The following is a 22846-nucleotide window of genomic DNA, read 5'->3' as shown; positions in this document are numbered from 1 at the left end:
GGGAGATCAAAACTCGCGAGTAGTGGCGCGTAAGTATGCTTATGTAAGTCATTGCTTAAGACGTGGTTTTTAAAGTGATTTGTTGGTTTTAATCACCCTAGCTTTCCGCTTTGTTTCTAATTCATAGTGCTTAAATAGGTGCAGCCATACGCATTCTTGACGATAATTCGCCCTCTACTGAGCTTGTGGCCAGTTATTTCTGTGCTTTGTGTCAGCTACGCTATGAGTTATTCATAGTCAATATTAAGCAAACTTGAAAGCAATATGCTGCACTGCCCACTATTTGCAGAAGGATAGTCTTCAGTTGGGACTTGTCCCGATGTAATACAGGGTGAGCTTTGCTAGGCTCTCTAGGCTCTGTTGGTATCTGCATCCTTTCTGTTTTGCGGGTAAATAGTGTGAATTTACGCTGAATTTACCTTTGCTCTCATAGGTTTATCCCTCTTCGGCATTGCCTGAGGCTTGGGGTTGAAGACAGTAACTTCCTCAGAAATGAATCAAATGCCTGCAGCGCCTGAATTCGTGTTCGTATCAGGTCTGGGTTTAAAGGAGTTTTTTGTATGTTGATCCGTCCAATTGAGACTGGAGATTTACCCGCGCTATTAAATTTAGCTAAAGACGCTGGGGTGGGGGTAACTACCTTACAAGCCAATCCCGAGCGCTTGTCTACCCGTATTCTGGCCAGCGAAGCGTCTTTAAATGCGGCGGCGCCAGATATTGCAGACGCCAGCTATGTTTTTGTGCTGGAAGATGAAATCAGCGGAAAAATAGTCGGCACTTCTGCCATTGAAGCGGCAGTTGGGATGCATGAAACTTGGTACAACTACCGCGTTGGCCTGAATGTGCATGCTTCGCGTGAGCTGGGTATTTATAAGCAGCTAGCCACCTTATTTTTAAACAGTGATATGACTGGCTCAAGTGAGCTGTGCTCACTATTTTTACTACCCGACTACCGTAAAGACGGCAATGGCAGCTTGTTGTCTAAGGCACGTTTCTTATTTATGGCGGAGCACGCCGAGCGGTTTTCGCAGCGGATTATTGCTGAAATGCGCGGCATTTCGGATGAGGCGGGTTGCTCGCCATTTTGGGAAAGCTTAGGGCGTCATTTCTTTCGTATGGATTTTGCCCGCGCGGATTTCTTATCTTATGTGGGCAGCAAATCCTTTATTGCGGAGCTGATGCCGCAGCACCCAATCTATACCTGCTTTTTATCCGATGAAGCCCGTGCATCGATCGCAGAAGTGCACAGTGCAACCCGCCCAGCACGAGCCATGTTGGAGGCGGAAGGCTTTCGCTACCAAGGTTATGTCGATATTTTTGATGCCGGCCCAACGCTGGAGTGCGATTTAAATCAAATTCGCGCGGTGCGGGCTAGTCATTGTTATGCCGCTGAATTAGCCGATGTGGCCGCTGATGGTGGTGTGCCGTACTTGGTTTCTAATCGTCAGCTATTAGGGTTTCGCTGTGTTATTGCTATGGCGCATAAATCCAAGCACAGCTTGCAATTAAGCCAAGCCAGCTTAGATCAATTGGGTATTGCCAATGGAGATAGCGTACGCGCCGTACCGCTTTCTGCTAAGGAGTAGTGCATGCAATTAATCGATGGGCGCTGGTTGGTTGGCAAAGGGGAGGCGTGGACTTCGCGCAATCCTGTTAGTCAGCAAGCCGTTTGGGTGGGCAATGCCGCAACCTTGCATGAGGTCGATGCTGCGGTGGGTGCTGCGCGGGCCGCGTTTGCCTCGTGGCGCGATACGGAGCTGAGTATCCGCATCGTAGTGCTGCGCTGCTTTGCAGATTTACTGCAGTCCAACCTAGATGAATTAGCCGCAACCATCGGTTTAGAAACAGGCAAGCCACGCTGGGAAGCGGCGATGGAAGTGGCCAGCATGGTGGGTAAAATTGATTTTTCTATTCGTGCCTTTGAAGAGCGCACCTATCGTAAAGAATCAACCCAGGGCGATGCCAGCACGGTGTTACGGCACCGCCCGCATGGCGTAGTGGCGGTGCTTGGTCCTTACAATTTTCCTGGGCACTTGCCTAATGGGCATATTGTGCCTGCGCTGCTGGCTGGTAATACGGTGGTGTTTAAGCCATCTGAGCTTACCCCAATGACTTCGCAAAAAACGGTTGAGCTATGGCTGGCGGCAGGTTTACCCGCTGGAGTGATTAATTTGCTGCAAGGCGGCCCCAAAACAGGTGCATTGCTTGCGGCGCATACCGGTTTGGATGGCGTGTTTTTTACTGGTAGTGCGGCCACGGGGCATCTATTACATCAACAGTTTTCTGGCCGCCCTGATAAAATATTAGCACTTGAAATGAGTGGTAATAACGCTTTGATTGTGGATGAAGTCAGAGATATTCCCGCCGCAATTCATCATGTTATTCAGTCCTCATTTATCTCGGCAGGCCAACGTTGCTCCTGCGCAAGGCGCTTATTTGTGCCTAAGGGCGAATGGGGTGATGCATTTTTAGATCGGCTAGTGCGAGTCAGTGCCGAGCTTAGGGTGGGTGCTTGGGATGCGGAGCCTCCGCCTTTTATGGGGGCAATGATCTCGATGGTGGCGGTTGATAATATGCTAGCAGTGCAAAGCCAACTACTGGCAAAAGGCGGTAAAATGCTTTTAGAAATGCGCCGCTTAGATGCCGCTACTGCGCTGCTTTCTGCTGGATTGATTGATGTAAGCGATGTGGCTGATTTGCCTGATGAAGAGTGTTTTGGCCCCTTATTACAAGTGCAGCGCTATGCTGATTTTGATGAGGCTATTCGCTTGGCTAATCGCAGCCGCTTTGGCTTAGCTGCGGGGCTTTTATCCGATAGCCATGAGCGCTACAAGGTGTTTTGGCGCGAATCCCGCGCAGGCATCGTGAACTGGAATAAACCACTGACGGGCGCATCCAGTGCTGGGCCTTTTGGTGGGATTGGGGCGAGTGGCAATCACCGCCCAAGCGCTTATTACGCAGCAGATTACTGTGCTTATCCTGTTGCTTCTTTAGAATCAGAACTACTTGTTATGCCCGCAAAATTGCCGCCGGGCATGGTCATTGGAAAGGAATAAATACATGTCGACGAGTTTTGAAGCGAATTTTGACGGTTTAGTTGGCCCAACCCACCATTACGGCGGTCATTCTTTTGGCAATGTGGCTTCCACATCCAATGCCAATAAAGCCGCCAATCCGCGTGAGGCGGCCAAGCAAGGTCTCGCTAAAATGAAAGCGCTGGCCGATATGGGTTATAAGCAGGGCGTATTTGTGCCGCAAGAGCGCCCAGCCATTGGCTTACTGCGTGAACTAGGCTTTGCTGGGGAGGATGCAGCGGTATTGGCTGCGGTCGCCAAAACATCACCAGGCTTGTTGGCCAATGTGTCATCTGCATCCAGTATGTGGACTGCCAATGCCGCAACGGTGAGCCCATCGGCCGACACCCGCGATGGCCGTGTGCACTTTACGGCGGCAAATTTACAAAATAAATTTCACCGCGCTATTGAGCACGGGCAAACCACGCGCTCGCTTAAAGCGATGTTTAATAATGATGCGGTATTTGCCCATCATGATGCTCTGCCTATGCAGGCGGTGTTTGGCGATGAAGGCGCGGCCAATCACACCCGTTTTTGTCATGACTACGGCAAGCCTGGGGTGGAGTTCTTTGTGTATGGCCGTCAGCATTGGGGGGGTGAAACTGAGCCGCAGAAATTCCCCGCAAGGCAAACGCGTGAAGCGGGGGAGGCGATTGCCCGCTTACATGGCTTAAGCGCTGATAAGCTAGTCTTTGCTCAGCAAAACCCCGCCGTGATCGATGCGGGTGTATTTCATAATGATGTGATTTCGGTGGGCAATCAAAATGTTTTGTTTAGCCACGAAACTGCATTTTTGCGCCAAGCCGCCGTATACGCCGAGCTAGACGCTAAGCTGGGTGGTGGCTTACAAGTGATTGAAGTGCCGTTGGCTCAAGTGAGTGTGGCGGACGCGGTGAAGTCCTACCTATTTAATAGCCAATTATTAGCGCGTGGCGATGGCCGTCAAAACTTAGTTGTACCCGATGAATGCCGCGCTACGCCTGCGGTTTGGGAGTACTTACAAGGAATGCTGGCCAGTAATGGGCCGATTGCCGAGCTGATGGTGTTCGATTTAAAACAAAGCATGCAAAACGGGGGCGGCCCAGCTTGCTTACGTTTACGCGTGGCTTTGCAAGAGCAAGAGCTGGCGGCAGTGAATCCACATATCTGGATGAACGATCAACTATTTACCCGCCTAAATAACTGGGTGGATCAGCACTACCGTGATCGCCTAACCGAAGCGGATTTGGTTGACCCTCAGTTAATTACTGAAGTGCGCACGGCTTTGGATGAATTAACGCAGATTTTACATTTAGGCTCAATTTACCCTTGTCAGTTAAGCTGATTAATATCACTGATATGCGGCAACAAAATGTAAGGGTACTACTTGCTGGGCCCTTACATTATATCTAGCTGCAGAAGTGCTTAAGGCTATTGATGTTTGCTAGCGTGAAAAAAACACCAACAGGGCCTAGACTTCATTAAGTTACCAAAGACATAGACCTAAAATGAATCCTTCTTTTTTAGCACAAATCTTGGCAGGAAAAACGTCGATTGCCTTGCCTTATTGCCTCCCTAATGGCACCCATGTGCAAGTCATGGACGAGGGCGTCATCCGCTTTGAGCCTAAAGACCCCAGTGATCGGCAATTAGATGTGGTACTAAGCTGTGGGATACACGGCAATGAAACCGCTCCGGTCGAGCTATTAGATCAGTTGGTGAGTCAAATTCTAAGCGGTGAGCTGCGCGTACGCGCCCGCGTACTCTGCATATTTGGCAATGTTGAGGCAATGCGCCAAGGGGTGCGCTGCATTGAGCAGGATATGAATCGCTTATTCTGCCGCAGGCCCGAGGTAGAAGATGGCATGGAGGCGCGCCGTGCTGCCATGCTAGAAATGCAGCTGATGCGGTTTTTTTCTCGCTCTATTCAGGACGGTAAGCCGCGCCTGCATTACGATTTACACACGGCTATTCATGGCTCATTAATTGAAAAGTTTGCCATCTACCCCTTGCCACCACATGGGCGTAATTTTGAGCCCTTGCAAGTGGCGCGCTTGGCTGCTGCTGGGGTAGATGCGGTGCTCATGCAATCCACCACCTCCACAACGTTTTCTTTCTTTTCTAGCCAATATTGTGGGGCCGCAGCGTTTACGATCGAGCTGGGCAGAGCCATGCCCTTTGGCCAGAACGCGGTGCTTGATCTAAGCAAAATGCACGCTTATTTAGAAAACATGATCAGTGGGGCGTTACCAGAGTGCGAGGTGGTTCCGGCGCATATCCGCCTGTTTAAAGTTTCGCGCGAGATTATCAAGCAAAGTAATACATTTACCTTGCACATTGATGCCCATACAGATAACTTTGCCCCATTGCCGCTTGGTACGCTATTGGCCGAAGAGGGGGATATTCAGCATGTGGTGAATGAGATAGATGCCAGATTGATCTTCCCTAACCCAGATATCAGCATTGGCCAGCGTGCCGCCTTGGTCATTGTTCCTGCACAAGGCTATGCGCGGTAATCGAGTTTAAAGGCGGTGTTTGATTGTTAGTTATTTTAAAGGCGAAAAGCAGCAAGCTTTTCGCCTTTTTTATTGGCTGTGTATGGGTGTTTCAAGGTATAGGTTGTGCTTTGGGGTTGGATTAGTATAAGTAAATGATAATATTCTGAGTGGATAACCATCGATGCGATATTTATTACTAACTAGCTTGCTGATCTCTTCCGCCGTAGTTTTTGCCGATGAAAGCCCTGATGCGCAGTTAGGTGGCGTGTTATCTGCGGAAAAACCACTCAGTGCCGCAGAATTGCGAAATGCCCCCGCAGCCGCTAGGGCAATGCGCTTAGGTGGTTACACTTACACCTATTTGCGTTGCTATTACCGGCTAAAGGATGAATTAAGTCAGCCTGCCACAACTTATGCTTGGGCGACGGATCCAAGTAGCGGTGCTTATTACAAGCTCTATGGCAACTGGTGGGCAGATGGCCAATTCCAGTGGAAGAATATGTTTTATAGCGATGTAGCCCAAGATACCCTGAGCAGCATTTGTAGACAAACATTAAGTCAGCTGGGCGTTAAAACGCCGGTGGCACTGGTGGCCGCGGCCAATAATGCTCTATCGTTTAATGCCACGGTATGGACTAATGATCAGGCAACGCAAAGTCATACGCTCAATAAAGTCATTGCCTTTGGTGATAGTCTTTCTGATACGCAAAATATGTATAACGCCTCAATGTGGAAATTACCGAATTCAAAAGCGTGGTTTATTGGCCGCTTTAGTAATGACCATGTTTGGGTTGAGTATTTGGCCGACAATTTAAAATTGCCTCTTTATAATTGGGCTATTGGTGGCTCTGCAGCGGATACGCATTTAGTGGTGCCAGGGCTTATTCAACAGGTGCAGTCTTGGACGGAATATATGTCACAAGCGCCAGCATATCGCCCCGAAAATACTTTGTTCACCATGCTTATTGGTGGGAATGATTTATTAAACTATGGCCGTAGTGTCGATCAATTGATTACGGCACAAACCACGGCTTTAGATAAGCTGATTGCAGCGGGCGGCAGCAATATATTGCTACTTAATCTACCCAATATAGCGCGGGTGCCGGTATTTAAAATGCGTAATGACGCGGATAAAGTGGCGGCGCAAGTGATTGATTACAATCAGCGGCTCGCTCTGTTATTAAAAGCGCTGCGGGTTAAACATGGGGCGCGTTTAAATATTCAACTCTTTGATACCAATACCATGTTTACTGATTTATTAGATCACCCTAGTAAATACAATGTAAAAAACACCACGCAATCTTGCTTAAATATTAATTCTACGGCCAGCACCGTATATATGCAGGCACAAAAACCACGCCCAGAATGCTCCAATCCAGATGAATTTGTATTTTGGGATAATATGCACCCAACTACGCATACTCATCGCTTATTAGGACAGTTTAGTAGCGAGTTTGTTAGGAAAAACTTTAGTAACTTAGCTATACCTTAAAATAAGAACGCGTAAAAAAACCGCTGCAAATTGATGCTTGCAGCGGTTTTTATTAACTAAATTCAGACTAATTTTATGCTTCGTTTAGTAAGTGTAAAACATGCGTTGAATTTCTTTGCTGTCTTTGGTTTTAGTCAGCGCTAGCATCAACAAAATGCGGGCTTTTTGTGGGGTAAGGGTGTCGGATACGGTGAAATCGGTTTTGTCATCATCATTTTCACCGCCACGAACGGTTGGGCCGTTGCCTACGCGGGATGAGCGATTAATATGAATGCCTTTTTGGCGGAGTTCGGTAAGGCGGGTACGCACTGCAGTGGATAAGCTGCCATCACCCGTACCTGCATATACAATTCCTATGTCGCCAGCGGCAGCAAATGCATCAATTGCGAGGGTGTTAGCATTGGCCGAGCCGTAAGCAATATCCACAGCAGGCAGGGTTTCTAGGCGGCTGACGTCAAATTCGGTTTCGCTGGTGTGTTTACGAGTGCTGCTCCGGTAAAATTTAGCTTGGCCCGATACCATATAACCTAGGCTACCTAGCTCTGGCGCTCTAAAGGTATTGCCAGTCATGGTATTGGTTTTGGTGACATCGCGTGCGCCTTGGATTTCGTCATTTAAAGACACTAATACACCTTGACCTACCGCTTCTTTGCTGCCCGCTAAAGCCACTGCATTATAAAGATTGATAGGGCCATCCGCGCTGATAGCGGTGGCAGGGCGCATTGCACCTACAATCACAACAGGCTTTTTGCTTTTAACCACTAAATTCAAAAAGTAAGCCGTTTCTTCAATGGTGTCGGTGCCATGGGTAATTACAATCCCGTCTACATCGGATTGTTTAAGTACTTCATTCACGCGCTTAGCAAGCTTTAGCCAGTGATCGTTACTCATGTTTTCGCTAGCGATTTGAAAAACCTGCTCGCCTTTGACGTGGGCTACTTTTTGCAATTCAGGCACTGCTTCAATCAAACGCTCTACACCGATTTTTGCGGCGATATAGCCTACCGTTGTGGTGCTAGTGGCTCCCGTACCCGCAATGGTGCCGCCGGTGGCTAAAATAGTCACTCGAGGAAGTGCATCGGCGGCGCTAGCAGCAAAGGCTGCACACATGAGGGTAAGAGTAAGACCCGTTTTAAGACATTGAGTACGCATGCTATTCCTCCAAGCTGGAGTGTAGTTACTGATAAAACTACACATATCCAATATAAAAACTGAAATTTACAGAGCCACGCTATAACGCGCCGAGAGATAGTAAGCGTAGACGGATGGGATTATCAATAGGGATATGTATTAGTTTTTATTTTTAAATGGCTTTTAATTTTCCTTGATATTCTTCAATTTTCTGATAGCCTTTTTGTTGCATGATTCGTGCTAGCTCTATTTTTAATCGCGCAAAAATATCCACACCTTCTTCATACAATGCCGTACCCACTTGAACAATGCTGGCACCGGCTAATAAATGCATAAATACATGCTCACCGGTGCTAACACCGCCACAGCCAATAATAGATTTATTAGGACAACGGCGATAAAATGCATTGACATTAGCAAGCGCGGTGGGTAATACATACTCGCCACCAATCCCACCAAAGCCTTGCTTAGGCTTAATAAGCACAGTTTCGCTATTAATATCAATCATTAAGCCATTGCCAATTGAATTAATGCAGGTGATAAAAGCGAGCTTATCGTAGCGATTTAATATCTCTGCCACTTCATCAAAATGCGCAATATCAAAATAGGGCGGCAGCTTTACCCCAAAAGGCCGAGCATAGGCAGAACTAATTTCTGCCAAGATTACATCTAAAGCTTCAAAATCATAGCCAATTTGTGCTTTGCCAGGCACATTTGGGCAGGATAGATTGATTTCCACTATGGCGGGCGTGTAGGCATCTTGAATTTGCGCCACCATTGTTAAATTATCGTCTAGCGTTAAGCCTGCAACAGAAAAAAACAAAGGCTTATTTTCATAATCATGCTGTTGGGCATAATCTAAATAATAAAGGTGGCCTTCATTAGGTAAACCCATTGAATTAATACTGCCCATGGTTAAAGTGTGATAACGCGGCTCTGGGTTACCATCTCGGCGTACCAGCGTGCAGCTTTTAGTCACCATTGCGCCCGCTTCACTCTTTGCGAGCGCATTGAGCTGATTCGTTACGTTGCACCAAACGCCTGACGCGTTCATCAACGGCGCAGCTAGGGGGCGTCCAAGGAAAAAAGTTGAGAGGTCGAGCATGGTCGGCTTTTCATAGGAGTTTAAGTCAACTCAATCATAGAAGAGAGCGGGCATTTAAAATGTGCGCGATATCAAGAAATAGGGTAATGCTGCCTTGTTATTTATGCTGGTTTTTACCGCGCCGTGGCCGCAAATCTAAAAGGTAAAAGGAGAAGTTGCATTAATTGTTTGAATTGAAGTCAGCTACGCACTAAATAGCGGGCTATCAATCGCTTAGATATATGCTGCGTGTTTAGTTGAATTACAGTTGTAGCCAGCAATAGCAGAGGGCTTAGATTGCATGTTAAGTATGAATAATTGTGAATCTGCCTCTGTTTATTCGCTATTTGGCGGGTAAAAGCGCCGTGATTATTTAGGTTACTTGCTTTAAATACAGAGAAAGCATGTCACATAAGCAATGCCTTTATTACTAGCGATGTTTACTATTTATTTCATACTCAATAAACATGATGGCTGTGATGTTGATTTTATTAATTTACCCACATTTGCATGATCGCAACAATAATGGTGTTTTATTGGTGGCTAAATGTCTGTGTGTCTCAAGGCTAAACAAGCTTAGCGGCCAATCGTCTTTAGTAGGCTAAGTACTTGATTAGGCATAGCATTGGCAATTGTGAGCATGGCTGTGCCTGCTTGAATTAAAATTTGCGAGCGCACCAGTGATGCAGTTTCTGCGGCAAAATCTGCATCCATGATGCGGCTACGGGCAGCGCTGGTGGTTTCAATACTGTTATCCAGATAGGCCATCGTAAACCCCATGCGGTTTTGAAATGCGCCAAGTTTAGAGCGCTCGGTATTGAGGGTTTCCATCGCCTGATCACTCATGCTTAGGGCTTGGATCGCTTTATTGACGCTTGATACATCCAGTTTATCAACAGCGCTTAAGATTGAGTGAATCAAAGCATTGGGCAGAAGTGCGCCATTATTTGCACCGTTATAAATAACGCCATTGCGTGTTTCTAGCGTGCTATCGCTGCTGATGCTAAATGCATGGGAATCACTTAGCCTAACTTGCCCCGCAAAACTAACGCTGCCCGAGCTGGGTATATTTAGTACCGATTCGATTCGGCGCTGAATACTGCCACTAGAGGATAAGGGGTCATAATTCCAGATAGAAACGCCGCCACCAAAGCCATTAGTGGCAGCGGCATCACTGGCTAAAACAATATTATTGCCTTCTTCATTGAGTAGTTGTATGCCATATGACGTTTCGCCCGCTGTGGTAGAAAACGCCTGCAGCTGGGCCAGCACGCCGGTTTTAGAGGATTTGGCATTAAAAGCATTAATGGCAGCGGCGTATTCATCGTGATCAATCTGGCCATTTTGATTATCATCGTTGATATTAAAATGAACGGCGGTGAAGGCGCTGGATTTAGATCCCACCATTAAATCGTAGTGACCAGAGCCAAGGGAAAGCATGGCCTCGGTGCGCGCTGAGGCTTGCACGCCTGCTGCGCTGTGATTAATCTTGGCCGCAATAGTGCTCGCCATATCGGTATTTAATAAGCTGACTTGTGCGCCATTTATATTGAGCGAGCCAGCGCTTAGAATTGCGCCACTGGCTACATTGACCGTACCCGATGTGCCATCAAAATACCGATCCGTGCCAGTTAAAGCGTGGCTCCAGCTTAAAATACCGCTGCCCGCGCCTGAGCCAAGTAAGTAACTACCATACTGATGGGTGCGTAAGTTTGGCGCATTAATGCTAAGGGTATTGCCCGCATTCGGGCCGATTTGATACGCCGTATTTGAAGCGTTGCCATCAAATAATTTTTGCCCGTTAAATTCACTAGTTTGCGCAATTCGATCTAGCTCGGCTACCAGCTGCATCACTTCTGCATTCATGGCCTGACGATCAGCATTTGAGTTGCTGCCATTTATTGATTGCACGGCCAGCTCGCGGATGCGCTGCAAGATATCAATTTGCTGTGTGATTGCGCCTTCGCCCGTTTGCGCCATAGAAATCGCATCATTGGCATTGCGTCTTGCTTGCGTCATCCCACGTATTTTTGCTCCCATCCGGTCTGCGATGGCTAAGCCTGCCGGGTCATCCATCGCGCTATTAATGCGCAGACCAGAGGATAAACGCTGCAAGGAAGTGAGCAGCGAATTTTGTGATTTTTCGAGGTTGCGCTGCACCATGAGCGCAGCCAAATTGGTGTTGATGGTTTGCAAAGCCAATCCTGAGCATAAGCTTGCTCGAGGTATTTATATCGGCATTATTCCAAATGGCTTTAGCAAATCTTTCTTTTTTAATAAGCAAAGCGGCGGCTTATTTGTTTGGAAAAGCATTGCTGCCATAGCGAAACCGCTGTATCGCAGCATTAACCATGCCGGCTGTATTGTTGCGCTTGTCATACTCATGGCGCAGAAAAGTGGCGTCATCACCACTGATGATTAATTGATGAATATGCTCTAAAGCAGGGATGCTATTTAATGCAGCGGCATGCGGCTGGATGCGGTTTAAGGTATTGCCGATATCCTCCCGCAAGCTAATTTGCTGATAGGTTTTAGGGTGAACCAGCGTGCCATCTAGGCCAAAGCGGCAGGCCTGAAAGCGGTTGTAATTATAAACAAGGTAATCATCTTCTACTGGCGGCGCTTCATATTGCTCGAGTAAATAGCGACAAAGGGCTTGTAAGTAACAAGCAAGTGCGGCGGCTCGCTCCACAGACAGCGGCGTATCACAGACGCGTAACTCTATCGTGCCAAACTCGGGTTTGGGGCGAATATCCCAGTAAAAATCTTTCATACTTTTGACAACGCCAGTTAACGCCATTTTTGCAAAGTATTGTTGTTCAAAGTCTTCCCAGCGCAGCAAAAATGGCGCGCGGCCGCTTAAAGGAAAAGCAAATACAGAATTAAGCCGTGCAGAGTGAAATAGCGTGTCATTGCCTTGCACAAATGGCGAGGAGGCCGATAAAGCAATAAAATGCGGCACATAGCGGCTTAGCGCATGCAGTAGAAACATCGCTTCATCGCCGCTGGTGCAGCCGATATGCACGTGTTGCCCAAAAATAGTGAACTGCTTGGTTAGATAACCGTACAGTTCAGAAACTTCATTGAACCGAGGCTTGTTAAAAATGCGCCGATCAGACCAAAGTTGAAAAGGGTGTGTGCCCCCGCCGCAGACGCCAATATTGAGTTTATCGCCTGCTTTTACTAGCGTATCGCGCATGTTCTGTAGCTGTGAGAGCAACTTTGGGTATTCTGTTTGAATATCGGTGGAAACCTCGATCATGCTTTCTGTGATTTCTGGCGTAACATTGCCGGGAAAAGATAGGCGGTTTAATAGCTCCAGTAAATCTGGGCTGGATGCGCTTAAATCAAAATCACTGAGGCTGACGAGTTGTAATTCAAGCTCCACCCCAAGGCTGAGTGATTGCGAGGTACTGAAGGCTTCGAGTGGCATGGTGATTATTCCTTGTTTTTAGGGACTTCATGCGACCAAATCAAGGCCTGCTTGGTGATGATGGGGCCGAAGACTTCTAAAATCAGTGCCGCAGAGGCAAGTGGAACAAGCTGATCTGCCAGATTAATGCCAAGGTGGCGGGTTTGCTCCAGCATCAGAATCACAAAGGCCGACATAGGGTTCATGGCGATGCCAAGCAGCATGCCTTTACGCCAGGAAATCCCGCTAATATGCGCAAAAACACTGATGCCGCACATTTTAGCCAGCATACGCGTGGCAATGATGGCTAAACCTAGGCCCATGCCTGAGATGACATGCTGCCACTGTAAGGTGGAGGCAATAAAGACAAACAGCAGCAAAGAAAGTAAATCACCTAAAGCACCGAAGCCACGTTGCACAGGGTGAAACTCTAGGCGACGATGGCGCACCACTAAGCCAAAGGTCAGAGTGGCTAATACGGCAGAAAGCTTCAGGCTTTCACTGAGTGCAACCAATAGCACAAGGGCAATCACAAAAGCCAAAGTGTTGTCTTGATTAGGCCATTTAATGCCACGCAAAAGCAGGGGCATAATCAGCCCTAAGCATCCCCCTAGCAAAGCCGAGGCGGCTAAAACCAGTAAGCTGCTAGATGCTGCGTGCCAGATATTGCCTGTGGTTTCAAATACCAGTAGCCCAACGACAATCTTAAAAACAAACACGGCTAATACACAATTAAGGGCAGAAAGATGCAATAAGCGCTCGCTGACTTGCCCAGCGCTACGCTGCTCGTTAATCACCCGCACAATGGCCGCAGGAGAGGTGGCCATAGAGAGGGACGCCAGTAGCAGAGCATTGGTAGATGCCACGCCAAAGCCGCTAGCCAGAGCATAAACCGCAGCAAAAGTCAGTGTGGCTTCGGTTAGTGAGGTAAGGCTTATCCATGGGTTGTGGATGAGCCAGCGCAAATTAATCCGATATCCCGCTTCAAATAATATTAAGCCAAATGCTACATTGCTCAGCAATAGCACGCTGTTAGATTGCCCGATGGGTAGCAGGCCCGCTTGCGATGAGGCTAATAAAAACCCCACGATGGCGTAACTACTGATACGGGGGATTTTTGCCCAGCGATAGCCGTATTCGCCTGCAAACCAAGCGATAAGCAAGCTGATAGGCCATGCTAGCTCAGATGAAATTAGCGTCAGATCAAACATATTAAGGTCCTGTTTTTGCCGAAAGGCTACATAAAGAAAAAATCTTTACGATCAAGCGGCATTTGATATTCAGTAACCGTAAGGTGAAGATGTGAGCTGATCGGGAAGATTTTTCAGCGTGTATTAAAAACCGCTTAAGTGAGCCATGGGAGAGGTGGCTTACTAGTGGCGAGGCGATTACCTTAAATAGGTAAATAAGATTTAGTAAGTTAATTATTTTTTGTCAGAATTAATTTCTAATTTACATCAATCAATCTTAATAGGATAGATGTTATTGCCTATTTTATATTTGTTTTATAAGGGTAAAAAGTCATGTTTTTTATATTTGCAGATATGCAATTGGCTTGTTTGTAAAAGGGGGAAGATAGTTTGCAGTAGTCATTCTGAGCGATGTCTTGGCGATATCGCCTAAAGCTTAAGCAGTAAACCAAACATCCCCTGCCTTTTGCTCAGGAACCCAGCAGCACCACTGGATTTCCTATTCCGACCAAAGTATTCGGGGATAGGCTCTGTACTGATTTGCATAAATTAAAGCAGAGCAAATATGCCATTTGCATACTTGTTGGCTACGTACTTGGCTGCCCCTTTTTTTTTACATGCAAAAGTGCCGCAATGCGGGCATTTTCTGCAAGTGAAATTTGAAAGTGCTGCTGTAAAAGCTGGCGATATTCTGTGCTGCCATTGATATGGTAAATAGTGCGGCGGCCATGCTTTGTTTGAATGACACAGCCATTTGAGATGGTGTTTCGCCCCTCTGGTGTTGCGATTGAGCAAACTGATTTTTGTGTAAAATGAGAAGCAGGGGACGTTTGCTGGTATAGACACATATCAAAAAAATCACTAATGGCATAGGTATTTAAAGTAAATTTATATTGTGGTTTATATTCTTGGTTACTCTTTTTTTGCATGACAGTATAAATAATATCGCTGTGCATAATTTGGTAAGCGGCACTTTCATTTGCAGGGCTATGGATGGATAAGGGTATTTGAAATGAATCACCAAAGCCAACATCAGCAATAAATTGTTGACCTTCTAGCGCGATAAGCAGCAATAGGTGATCAAAATCTGGGCCATAGCTTTTGCCATTGAAAACCTGGGCAGAGATCAGCTGCGCATTAAAGCCAATAGATGAAAGTAACGCAAAAAATAAATAATTAAGCTCATAACAAAAACCACCCCTTTTATCTAAAATAACTTTATTAAATAGAGCAGGGTGGCTTAGCTCAATGGCAATGCCTAAGTGGATGTCTAAGTTTTCAAAAGGAATATGCCGCATATGCGCTTGATGCAGGCCAGTGAGCGTAGCAAGATCTACAGCAATGCTGCCAGAATAATTGATTCGTTGTAGATAGAGCCCAATTTCTTGATCGCTTAGCATCCGCTTTCCTTAGATAGATTCTTTAGGGAACCTCGAAAATCCCATCTGATCTCATAATACTGCGTTGCGCATTAAAAAAACCTCCTTACATATCAAGCATATGCAGCGTCGATTTTTTTAATACGCGCCTTGTCTTATTTAGAAATATAGGTTTTTCGAGGCCCCCTCTAGTAAAAAATACAGCAATGTCGCTTTTTCAATGAAATCGATGTAATTGGATTTCTTAAGGACTGCGCTTAGTATTTGAGCTTGTAGCTGGGGTTTTTACCCTCACTGTGCATTGGCATGGGTAAGCACCTTTGCCTACTCTACAAGTTGGCTTTCAGTGTAAGTGTACGCTTGCAGGATGACATTCTGCTTAAAGCAGAATTTGTCGAGCGGGTGAAACCTATGCTTTTTTTGCACTGCAGCAACATAAGTGTTTTCCGCTGCCGTAAGACGGGCTAAAAAGACCGATAATGCGACTACCCACAACGGAGACTCTTATGTTTACGCCACCGATGATTATGCCTTTCTTCCCGCCACATCGCATTTTGATGGGGCCTGGGCCTTCTGATATTTATCCTTCCGTGCTGGCAGCACTGTCTAAGCCCACGGTGGGGCATTTAGATCCGTTATTTGTGGGCATGATGGATGAGATTAAAACCCTGCTGCAGTATGCATTTCAAACCAAAAACTCGGTCACGATGGCGGTGTCTGCCCCCGGCTCGGCAGGGATGGAAGCGTGTTTTGTTAATTTGGTAGAACCTGGCGAAACGGTGATTGTTTGCCGCAATGGCGTATTTGGCGAACGGATGCGCCAAAACGTGGAGCGCCTTGGCGCGATTGCCGTGCTGGTAGATAACGCTTGGGGTGAGCCGGTTAATCCAAACCAAGTCGAAGATGCGCTCAAGGCGCATCCAGAAGCCAAATTTCTTGCTTTTGTGCATGCAGAAACCTCGACCGGCGCATTGTCAGATGCCAAAACTTTATGCGCACTGGCAAAACAATACGATTGCCTGACGATTGTAGACGCGGTGACTTCCCTTGGTGGCGTGGAGTTACGCGTGGATGAATGGGGCATTGATGCGGTGTATTCGGGTAGCCAAAAGTGCCTATCCTGCGTGCCGGGTTTATCGCCGCTGTCGTTCTCTGATACGGCCGTGGCTAAATTAAAAGCCCGCAAAACACCGGTGCAAAGCTGGTTTTTAGACCAAAGCTTGGTGATGGGCTATTGGGGCGATGCAACGGGTGGTGCTAAGCGCAGCTATCATCACACTGCGCCAGTTAATACGCTGTATGCCCTGCATGAATCGCTACGTTTACTGGCGAACGAAGGCTTAGAGCACGCTTGGCAGCGCCATGCCGATATGCATCAGCTGCTGCGCCATGGTTTAGAATCTTTGGGCCTAGAGTTTGTAGTGGATAAAGCCCACCGCCTGCCTCAGCTTAATACCGTGCATATCCCTGCAGGCGTGGATGATGCGGCAGTGCGGAAGGCGCTGCTAGAAGATTACAACCTAGAAATTGGCGCTGGTTTGGGTGTGCTGGCGGGTAAAGCATGGCGAGTTGGCTTGATGGGCTACGGCGCTCGGCGAGAAAATATTGCCCTGTGTGTGCACGCTTTAGCAACGGTGCTGCGCTAAGTTTGATTTACCTGCTTACCCCTAGTAAAACAATGCCGACTCCATACATAGGGTCGGCATTGTTTTTTACTAAGCTTTTGGCGCTTCTGGCACTGCTGTAGATTCTAAATGCTTAACATGCCAATGCTTGGCTACATTGAGCCCCAAGGCACTAGGGTTAAACACCGGATCTTGCTTAAGGCTGAGCTGTTGTTCATAGTCTTTTAGCATGGCCAAGGCCGGTTTTTGCAGTGCAATAATGGCGATAATATTGAGCCAAGCCATCAGCCCAACCCCCATATCGCCTAATCCCCAAGCTAACTCTGCCGTGCGAATGCAGCCATAAAACGAGACACCTAAAATGGCTATTTTTAAGATGAAAAATAGTCCGGCAGAAGGAATTTTACGGGCTAAAAAAGCGATATTGGTTTCGGCAATATAGTAGTAAGCCAAAATTGTGGTAAAGGCAAAAAAGAACAGGGCAATGCCAACAAACATGGAGCCAAAGCCGGGCAGGGCTTGCTCTACCGCTGCCTGAGTAAAATCACTCCCTGCTGTCATCCCTGCTAATCCGGTGAAAATAGCTTGCCCATCGGGAGCCACCACATTGTATTTTCCAGTAATTAAAATCATAAAGGCCGTGGCAGAACATACAAATAGCGTATCGATATACACCGAAAACGCTTGCACCAAGCCTTGCTGGGCGGGATGTTTTACTTCGGCTGCAGCAGCCGCATGCGGCCCCGTGCCTTGGCCTGCTTCATTTGAATAAATGCCGCGCTTTACACCCCATTGAATGGCCAAGCCTAACATGGCACCCATGCCTGCCTCTGAGCCAAAGGCAGAGCGAATAATCAGCATAAATACTTCAGGTAATTGCTGGATATTGAGCAAAATCACCACAAAGGCAATCAATATATAGCCCAGCGCCATAAAGGGCACCACCACTTGCGCTACATTGGCAATACGTTTTACCCCGCCAAAAATAATCATCCCAAGTAGTAGCACCACGATTGCACCAGTTACCTCAGGGCTTATGCCAAATGCTGTTTTTAAGCCTGCCGCAATCCCATTGGCTTGAACGCCGGGCATCAACACTCCGCAAGCAATGACGGTGACACAGGCAAACAGTATGGAATACCACTTCCAGCCCAAGCCTTTTTCAATATAAAAAGCGGGGCCTCCTCGATACTGGCCTTCGTGTTTTTCATGATAAATCTGGCCAAGTACCGATTCGATATAAGCAGTGCTTGCGCCTAAGAAAGCCACCACCCACATCCAGAAAATGGCGCCTGGCCCACCAAAAGAGATGGCAGTGGCAACTCCAGCAATATTGCCGGTACCCACACGCCCAGAAAGCGATAAAGACAGTGCTTGGAATGATGAAACGCCTGCAGCAGATGCCTTGCCATTGAACATCTGGCGAACCATTTCACGGATATGGCGAATTTGCATAAAGCGGGTGCGGATCGAAAAATACAGCCCTACACCAAGGCATAAGTAAATCAGGGCAGGGCTCCAGACCCAGCTATTAATCGCATTAACCCATTCTTGCATGTGTTCTCCTGACGCATTTGGAATGCGAAATATCTGAAAGGAGAACCATTGTTAAGCACAATGTGACACTTTGATTACTGGGGGCTTCCCTTAAGTAGTCTGTTATGCATAAGTAATATCCTAGTGGCATTTAAAAGAATATCGTAGGTGGGAAAGTTTGCTGGTGCGGTGTTTTTCGTCATAAATTTACGTTTAAATAGTAATAATTCTTATTACTATTTAAGGCCAACATGGTAGTCTCATAAAACTTGATGGTGGGTTGATTTGGCATGAAGTAGTTGCTAAGGATGGGGCTTCAATCCTGTTAACTGAAGCAAAATGCTATTTGTAGGGAACGAGCGATACTGAAAAACTCGCGGCTTATACTCGCCCTACGATGCTTCAATATGTGTGCGGCAAATCCATGACCAATAGCTAGGTTAATTGGATTGGGGGCGCGTATTTTCTAAATCTTACTTTTTATGGGTATGAAACGCCCAAACAGATGGCCAATCGCACTTCCCCTATCAAAAAAATTTATTAGATCAACTGAGTATTTTAACGTATGGGAGTATGGTCTTATGGGTCAAAGAATAATCAAAGTCGCTAAAAAATTATCGCCTGATTTAATTAGTGATCTTATTCATGATGAGATTGCTGCTGTGGTGATAGAAGCCTATTACCCCGCACATTTATGTGATTTATTAAGTAATAATATATTGCGCAGCCAAGATATAGATCCCTATACCCACGAAGTGGTTGAGGATGAAACACTGCTACAAAAGTATTTTGGCGTAGACCGAATCGGTATTCCTTTTAATAGCACTTATAATGCGGATCACCCCGAAAAAATAAATGAATACTACCGTGAAGCCAGCGTACAAATTGAGCGCTTGCGTGCGTATTGCGAGCACTTTTTATCGCCTATTGATAAATTGCGCTTAGAATTAGATGAGTTATTTATTCCTGGTGCAACCGTGGCTCATTTTCAAAATAAGAAAATGCTGGCGGGTATTGTGAGAATTAGCAAGGCGGAGCAATCTTATTTAAGCGCATTAGAGCCACACTTTGATGCTTTGCCGCCCAAATATGCCGAATTAGATACCCAGCTTGCCGCCAATATTTATTTAAAAGTACCCGATGTGGGCGGTGAATTAGAAATATGGGATATCCCTGCTCTAACGCCTTTTACTCAAGCTCCAGAGCAATGGCGGGCAGCATTACCTGCTCCTATCAAAATAAAACCCAAGCAAGGTGATTTAGTTATTTTTAACTGCCGTAAACCGCATGCCATTTGCGCGTTTTTGGGGGAAGACAGAATCACCACGCAAATGTTTATGGGCTATCAGCTAGAAAAACCACTCTTGCTTTGGAATTAGGGGCTACATGATGCAGCAAGACTTTAAACACGCATTGGCCGAGGTTGGCGAATGGATGAATGATTATCAGCAGAATGTGGCTGATTATCCGGTGATTGCCGCCTTAAAAGGTGGTGATATTTTGCAGCAGATTCCTGATTTTGCACCCAAAGATGCCGAACATTTCTCTCAGATCTTTGCCGATTTTAAAAAGATTATTGTGCCGGGGATTACCCATTGGCAGCACCCCCAATTTATGGGGTATTTCCCTTCCAATACCAGCCCACCTTCTGTATTGGCTGAAATGTTAGTGGCCAGTCTTGGCGTGCAATGCATGAGCTGGCTAACATCGCCTGCGGCTACAGAATTAGAAATCAGAATGATGGAATGGCTGCGTCAATTATGGGGTTTACCTGAGGCGTTTTCAGGTGTGATTCAAGATTCAGCATCTAGCTCTACCTTGATTGCACTCTTGGTAGCCAGAGAGAAAGCGACGCAGTTTCAATCCAACAAAACAGGCGTTGCGGGGTTTAAATTAAGCGCCTATTGCTCATCTGAAGCCCATACCTCGATTGAAAAAGCGATAAAAATTGCAGGAATAGGCGAGCAGAACTTAAGGAAAATCCCTGTCGATGAACATCAATCGATACGGATTGATCTGCTACAGCAAGCCATTGCAGAGGATATCAAGCAAGGCTTTACCCCGTTTTTCATGGTGGGTGCATTGGGCACCACGGGCAGCACCGCCGTTGATGACTTGGCGGCGATGGCCAAAATTGCCAAAGCACAGCAGATTTGGTTTCATATTGACGCGGCTTACGCCGGATCAGCGCTGATGCTGCCAGAAGTGCGGCAATTGGCAACAGGCTATACCGAGGCCGATAGTATGGTGGTGAATCCGCACAAATGGCTGCTCTGCAATTTTGATTGCTCGGCATTTTTTATTCGTGATAAAGAAAGCCTGCTGAAAACATTTACGCTGGGCCTGATTCCTGAGTACTTAAAATCACCCAATAGTACCGATCAAACTAATTTTATGAATTGGGGCGTGGGCCTTGGGCGGCGATTCAGGGCTTTAAAGCTTTGGTTTGTAATGCGCTGGTATGGCACCGATGGCTTAAGTGATTTGATTTCTCATCATATTGATTTAAGTGCCGAACTAGAGCGCTGGGTAAGCCAAGACCGGCATTTTGAAGTGCTTGCCCAGCGGCACTTTAATTTGCTCTGTTTTCGCTTAAAAGCCAGTGATGAGATCAATATGGAACTATTGCGCCGCATCAATGCCAGCGGCAAGGTATTTATGACCCATACTAAAATCAATCATCAACTGGCACTTAGAATGGTGATTGGCCAAACGCAAGTTAATCAGCAGCATGTACGGGAGGTTTGGCAGTTGATTCAAAGTTTAGCCAAAGATTTAGTGTAGATAGAAGAGGGGCTTTCTTAATGTAAGCCCTTTTTAATTGTTTTTCGCTTCCTGCATAATGCGTTGATATTCGCCGCTCTGTTTTATTTTTTTGAGGCCCTTGTTAAATTTATCGGCAATTTCCTCGCCATTTTTTATTCTTTTAGAAATCAATAAATAAACAGGCTCTTCTGCAAAATTTTTGGGAAAAAAAGTGATTTTTTCTGCATCTTTTGGGTGAAGAGTTTTAGAGATAAGGTATTGCCCTAGTGTCTTGTCTGCGGTAAATAAATCAATACGCTTTGCAATTAATTTTCTAATATTAATCTCATCGCTAGGTGCTTCATCACATATAAATTGTTGGTTTTTTCTGGCTGTATCAAAGGCTGAGCCATAGCTATAACCCAAACTCACCCCCACTTTGTACTGATTTAAGTTATTAAAATCTAGCTGTGTGATTTTTTTGTCTTTTAAGTAAAAAAAGCCATACTGAACAACATCAATCGGGTCGCTTAAAATAAATAGTTGCTCGCGCTCCGGTGCTTTAATCCAAAAAGGTGTGAGGTCTGCCTCACCTTTTTTTACCATATCGTAGGATCTTTTCCATGGGTAATAAGCAATAGCAACCACCACGTTCTCTTGTTTAAAAGCTGCGGTGATTATTTTGCTAATAAAGCCATCATTCGGTAAGGATGCTGATAGATAGGGCTGAAACTCACCACTAGCAATACGAACACGCAGCTCAGCCGATTTCGCACTGATGCCAGAGATCATAAATAGCAAAAAGGCAATAAAATAATGCAAGGCTAGCCCCTTTTTTTTAAGAAAAATAGTCGCAATTTTTAGCTACGATAGTTTGTTTAAGCGTCAAACAGCATGTACCAAGTAAATCATAGCCAGTGTGTAAAAAAATCAGGCATTTATCCACCCTTAATTTTCCCTAACTATGCCTATTGCTCAAACAAAGCCATATATTTCATGCAGAGCAATATACTCTAGGGGCAGCTGCTTGCTGCGTCCTTAAGCGCCATATCTCTTAACGTTGATATTTTTAGGCAAATGACAAAAAATGCGCAGGGGGCGTAATCAGGATAATATTTATGATGGGTTTGAGTAGTAATCAGCCCACAAAATAAGCGCATAGCTAGCTAGACTATTTTCGCTATCTTTAGGCGGAGGGTCGTCGTGTGAGTGATGATTTTAATTGGCAGGAATGGGCGTTTAAATCGATTTATCTTTACTTGCGGAGCGGATGATAGGTTACTTAAACCTAGTAATTGTATGGCGTGGTAAGAGCAAGCGAATTCGTGCAGGTATTGATCAAGAATAGATTAGTCACCCGCTAAATAATTGAGCTGATTAATGCCTATTGATTAATAAAAACCATGTAAAATCGTGATATTTTTTGTAGGGCGACTGAATATCGCGAGCAATATTTAATAAATATTGCGGGGTTCACCTGCCCTACGATATTTATGATGAAAGAGAGCAAGAGGCATAATCAGCAAAAATTAACTGTGCTTAAAATGCCCCCCATTTACATGAGCCTGTAACTAAAATTGTGTAAATGCCCTTGGCCGATTAATCTCTTCCCAGAGAAAATTCATGTCAGGCATCACAATGGATCGTCAAAAATTACAGGCTATTGCCGCTGAACTCGCTAAAGATATTAAAACTGAAGCG

Annotated in this window: 16 protein-coding genes; 8 read left to right on the top strand and 8 right to left on the bottom strand. The window is 46.0% G+C overall.

What is annotated here, in order from left to right:
- The first annotated feature begins 560 nt into the window (after positions 1 to 560).
- From astA to Q0R17_RS09120, 5 genes are all read left to right on the top strand, one after another.
- Positions 561 to 1586, top strand: a complete 1026-nt coding sequence (astA, locus tag Q0R17_RS09140) for an arginine N-succinyltransferase (protein ID WP_293934291.1) — start codon at positions 561 to 563, stop codon at positions 1584 to 1586.
- 3 nt (positions 1587 to 1589) lie between these two features.
- Positions 1590 to 3056 carry a succinylglutamate-semialdehyde dehydrogenase gene (gene astD / locus Q0R17_RS09135; RefSeq protein WP_293934288.1) on the top strand — a complete coding sequence of 489 codons (1467 nt, stop codon included), beginning with the start codon at positions 1590 to 1592 and terminating at the stop codon, positions 3054 to 3056.
- Between the two features lie 4 nt (positions 3057 to 3060).
- On the top strand, positions 3061 to 4398 hold the full coding sequence (gene astB / locus Q0R17_RS09130; protein ID WP_293934285.1) for an N-succinylarginine dihydrolase: 1338 nt from the start codon (positions 3061 to 3063) through the stop codon (positions 4396 to 4398).
- A gap of 163 nt (positions 4399 to 4561) precedes the next feature.
- Positions 4562 to 5569, top strand: coding sequence for a succinylglutamate desuccinylase (astE, locus tag Q0R17_RS09125; protein ID WP_293934283.1), 1008 nt, complete (start codon positions 4562 to 4564; stop codon positions 5567 to 5569).
- A 163-nt stretch (positions 5570 to 5732) separates the two neighbouring features.
- Complete coding sequence (locus tag Q0R17_RS09120) at positions 5733 to 7043, top strand: SGNH/GDSL hydrolase family protein (protein ID WP_293934280.1); 1311 nt, start codon at positions 5733 to 5735, stop codon at positions 7041 to 7043.
- 84 nt (positions 7044 to 7127) lie between these two features.
- Here the strand turns inward: Q0R17_RS09120 and Q0R17_RS09115 are convergent, their stop codons facing one another.
- The 6 genes from Q0R17_RS09115 to Q0R17_RS09090 form a co-directional block, all read right to left on the bottom strand.
- On the bottom strand, positions 7128 to 8195 hold the full coding sequence (locus tag Q0R17_RS09115) for a type II asparaginase (protein ID WP_293934277.1): 1068 nt from the start codon (positions 8193 to 8195) through the stop codon (positions 7128 to 7130).
- Between the two features lie 151 nt (positions 8196 to 8346).
- Complete coding sequence (locus tag Q0R17_RS09110; RefSeq protein ID WP_293934274.1) at positions 8347 to 9279, bottom strand: dihydroorotate oxidase; 933 nt, start codon at positions 9277 to 9279, stop codon at positions 8347 to 8349.
- Between the two features lie 555 nt (positions 9280 to 9834).
- Positions 9835 to 11454: a flagellin gene (locus Q0R17_RS09105; RefSeq protein ID WP_293934272.1), complete on the bottom strand. Its 1620-nt coding sequence runs from the start codon at positions 11452 to 11454 to the stop codon at positions 9835 to 9837.
- Between the two features lie 97 nt (positions 11455 to 11551).
- Complete coding sequence (locus Q0R17_RS09100; protein ID WP_293934269.1) at positions 11552 to 12691, bottom strand: YbdK family carboxylate-amine ligase; 1140 nt, start codon at positions 12689 to 12691, stop codon at positions 11552 to 11554.
- A gap of 5 nt (positions 12692 to 12696) precedes the next feature.
- Positions 12697 to 13881, bottom strand: coding sequence for a cation:proton antiporter (locus Q0R17_RS09095; RefSeq protein WP_293934266.1), 1185 nt, complete (start codon positions 13879 to 13881; stop codon positions 12697 to 12699).
- Positions 13882 to 14447: 566 nt separating this feature from the next.
- Positions 14448 to 15260 carry an arylamine N-acetyltransferase gene (locus tag Q0R17_RS09090; RefSeq protein WP_293934264.1) on the bottom strand — a complete coding sequence of 271 codons (813 nt, stop codon included), beginning with the start codon at positions 15258 to 15260 and terminating at the stop codon, positions 14448 to 14450.
- A gap of 485 nt (positions 15261 to 15745) precedes the next feature.
- Between Q0R17_RS09090 and Q0R17_RS09085 the strand changes: the two genes are divergently transcribed.
- Positions 15746 to 16885 (top strand): alanine--glyoxylate aminotransferase family protein, encoded by a 1140-nt coding sequence (locus Q0R17_RS09085; RefSeq protein WP_293934261.1) that lies wholly within the window; start codon positions 15746 to 15748, stop codon positions 16883 to 16885.
- Between the two features lie 69 nt (positions 16886 to 16954).
- On the opposite strand, the gene Q0R17_RS09080 is transcribed toward Q0R17_RS09085, so the two are convergent.
- On the bottom strand, positions 16955 to 18421 hold the full coding sequence (locus Q0R17_RS09080; RefSeq protein ID WP_293934259.1) for a sodium:alanine symporter family protein: 1467 nt from the start codon (positions 18419 to 18421) through the stop codon (positions 16955 to 16957).
- 560 nt (positions 18422 to 18981) lie between these two features.
- On the opposite strand from Q0R17_RS09080, the gene Q0R17_RS09075 reads away from it, so the two are divergent.
- Entirely contained in the window at positions 18982 to 19779 is a 798-nt protein-coding gene (locus tag Q0R17_RS09075; RefSeq protein WP_293934256.1) for a 2OG-Fe(II) oxygenase, read from the top strand.
- A gap of 7 nt (positions 19780 to 19786) precedes the next feature.
- Positions 19787 to 21184 (top strand): pyridoxal-dependent decarboxylase, encoded by a 1398-nt coding sequence (locus tag Q0R17_RS09070; protein ID WP_293934254.1) that lies wholly within the window; start codon positions 19787 to 19789, stop codon positions 21182 to 21184.
- A gap of 33 nt (positions 21185 to 21217) precedes the next feature.
- Here the strand turns inward: Q0R17_RS09070 and Q0R17_RS09065 are convergent, their stop codons facing one another.
- Entirely contained in the window at positions 21218 to 21937 is a 720-nt protein-coding gene (locus Q0R17_RS09065) for an ABC transporter substrate-binding protein (RefSeq protein WP_293934251.1), read from the bottom strand.
- Positions 21938 to 22846: the final 909 nt, after the last annotated feature.

Source organism: Iodobacter sp. (assembly GCF_025352645.1).
Lineage (GTDB): Bacteria > Pseudomonadota > Gammaproteobacteria > Burkholderiales > Chitinibacteraceae > Iodobacter.
This window is presented reverse-complemented; position numbering and strand designations above follow the sequence as displayed.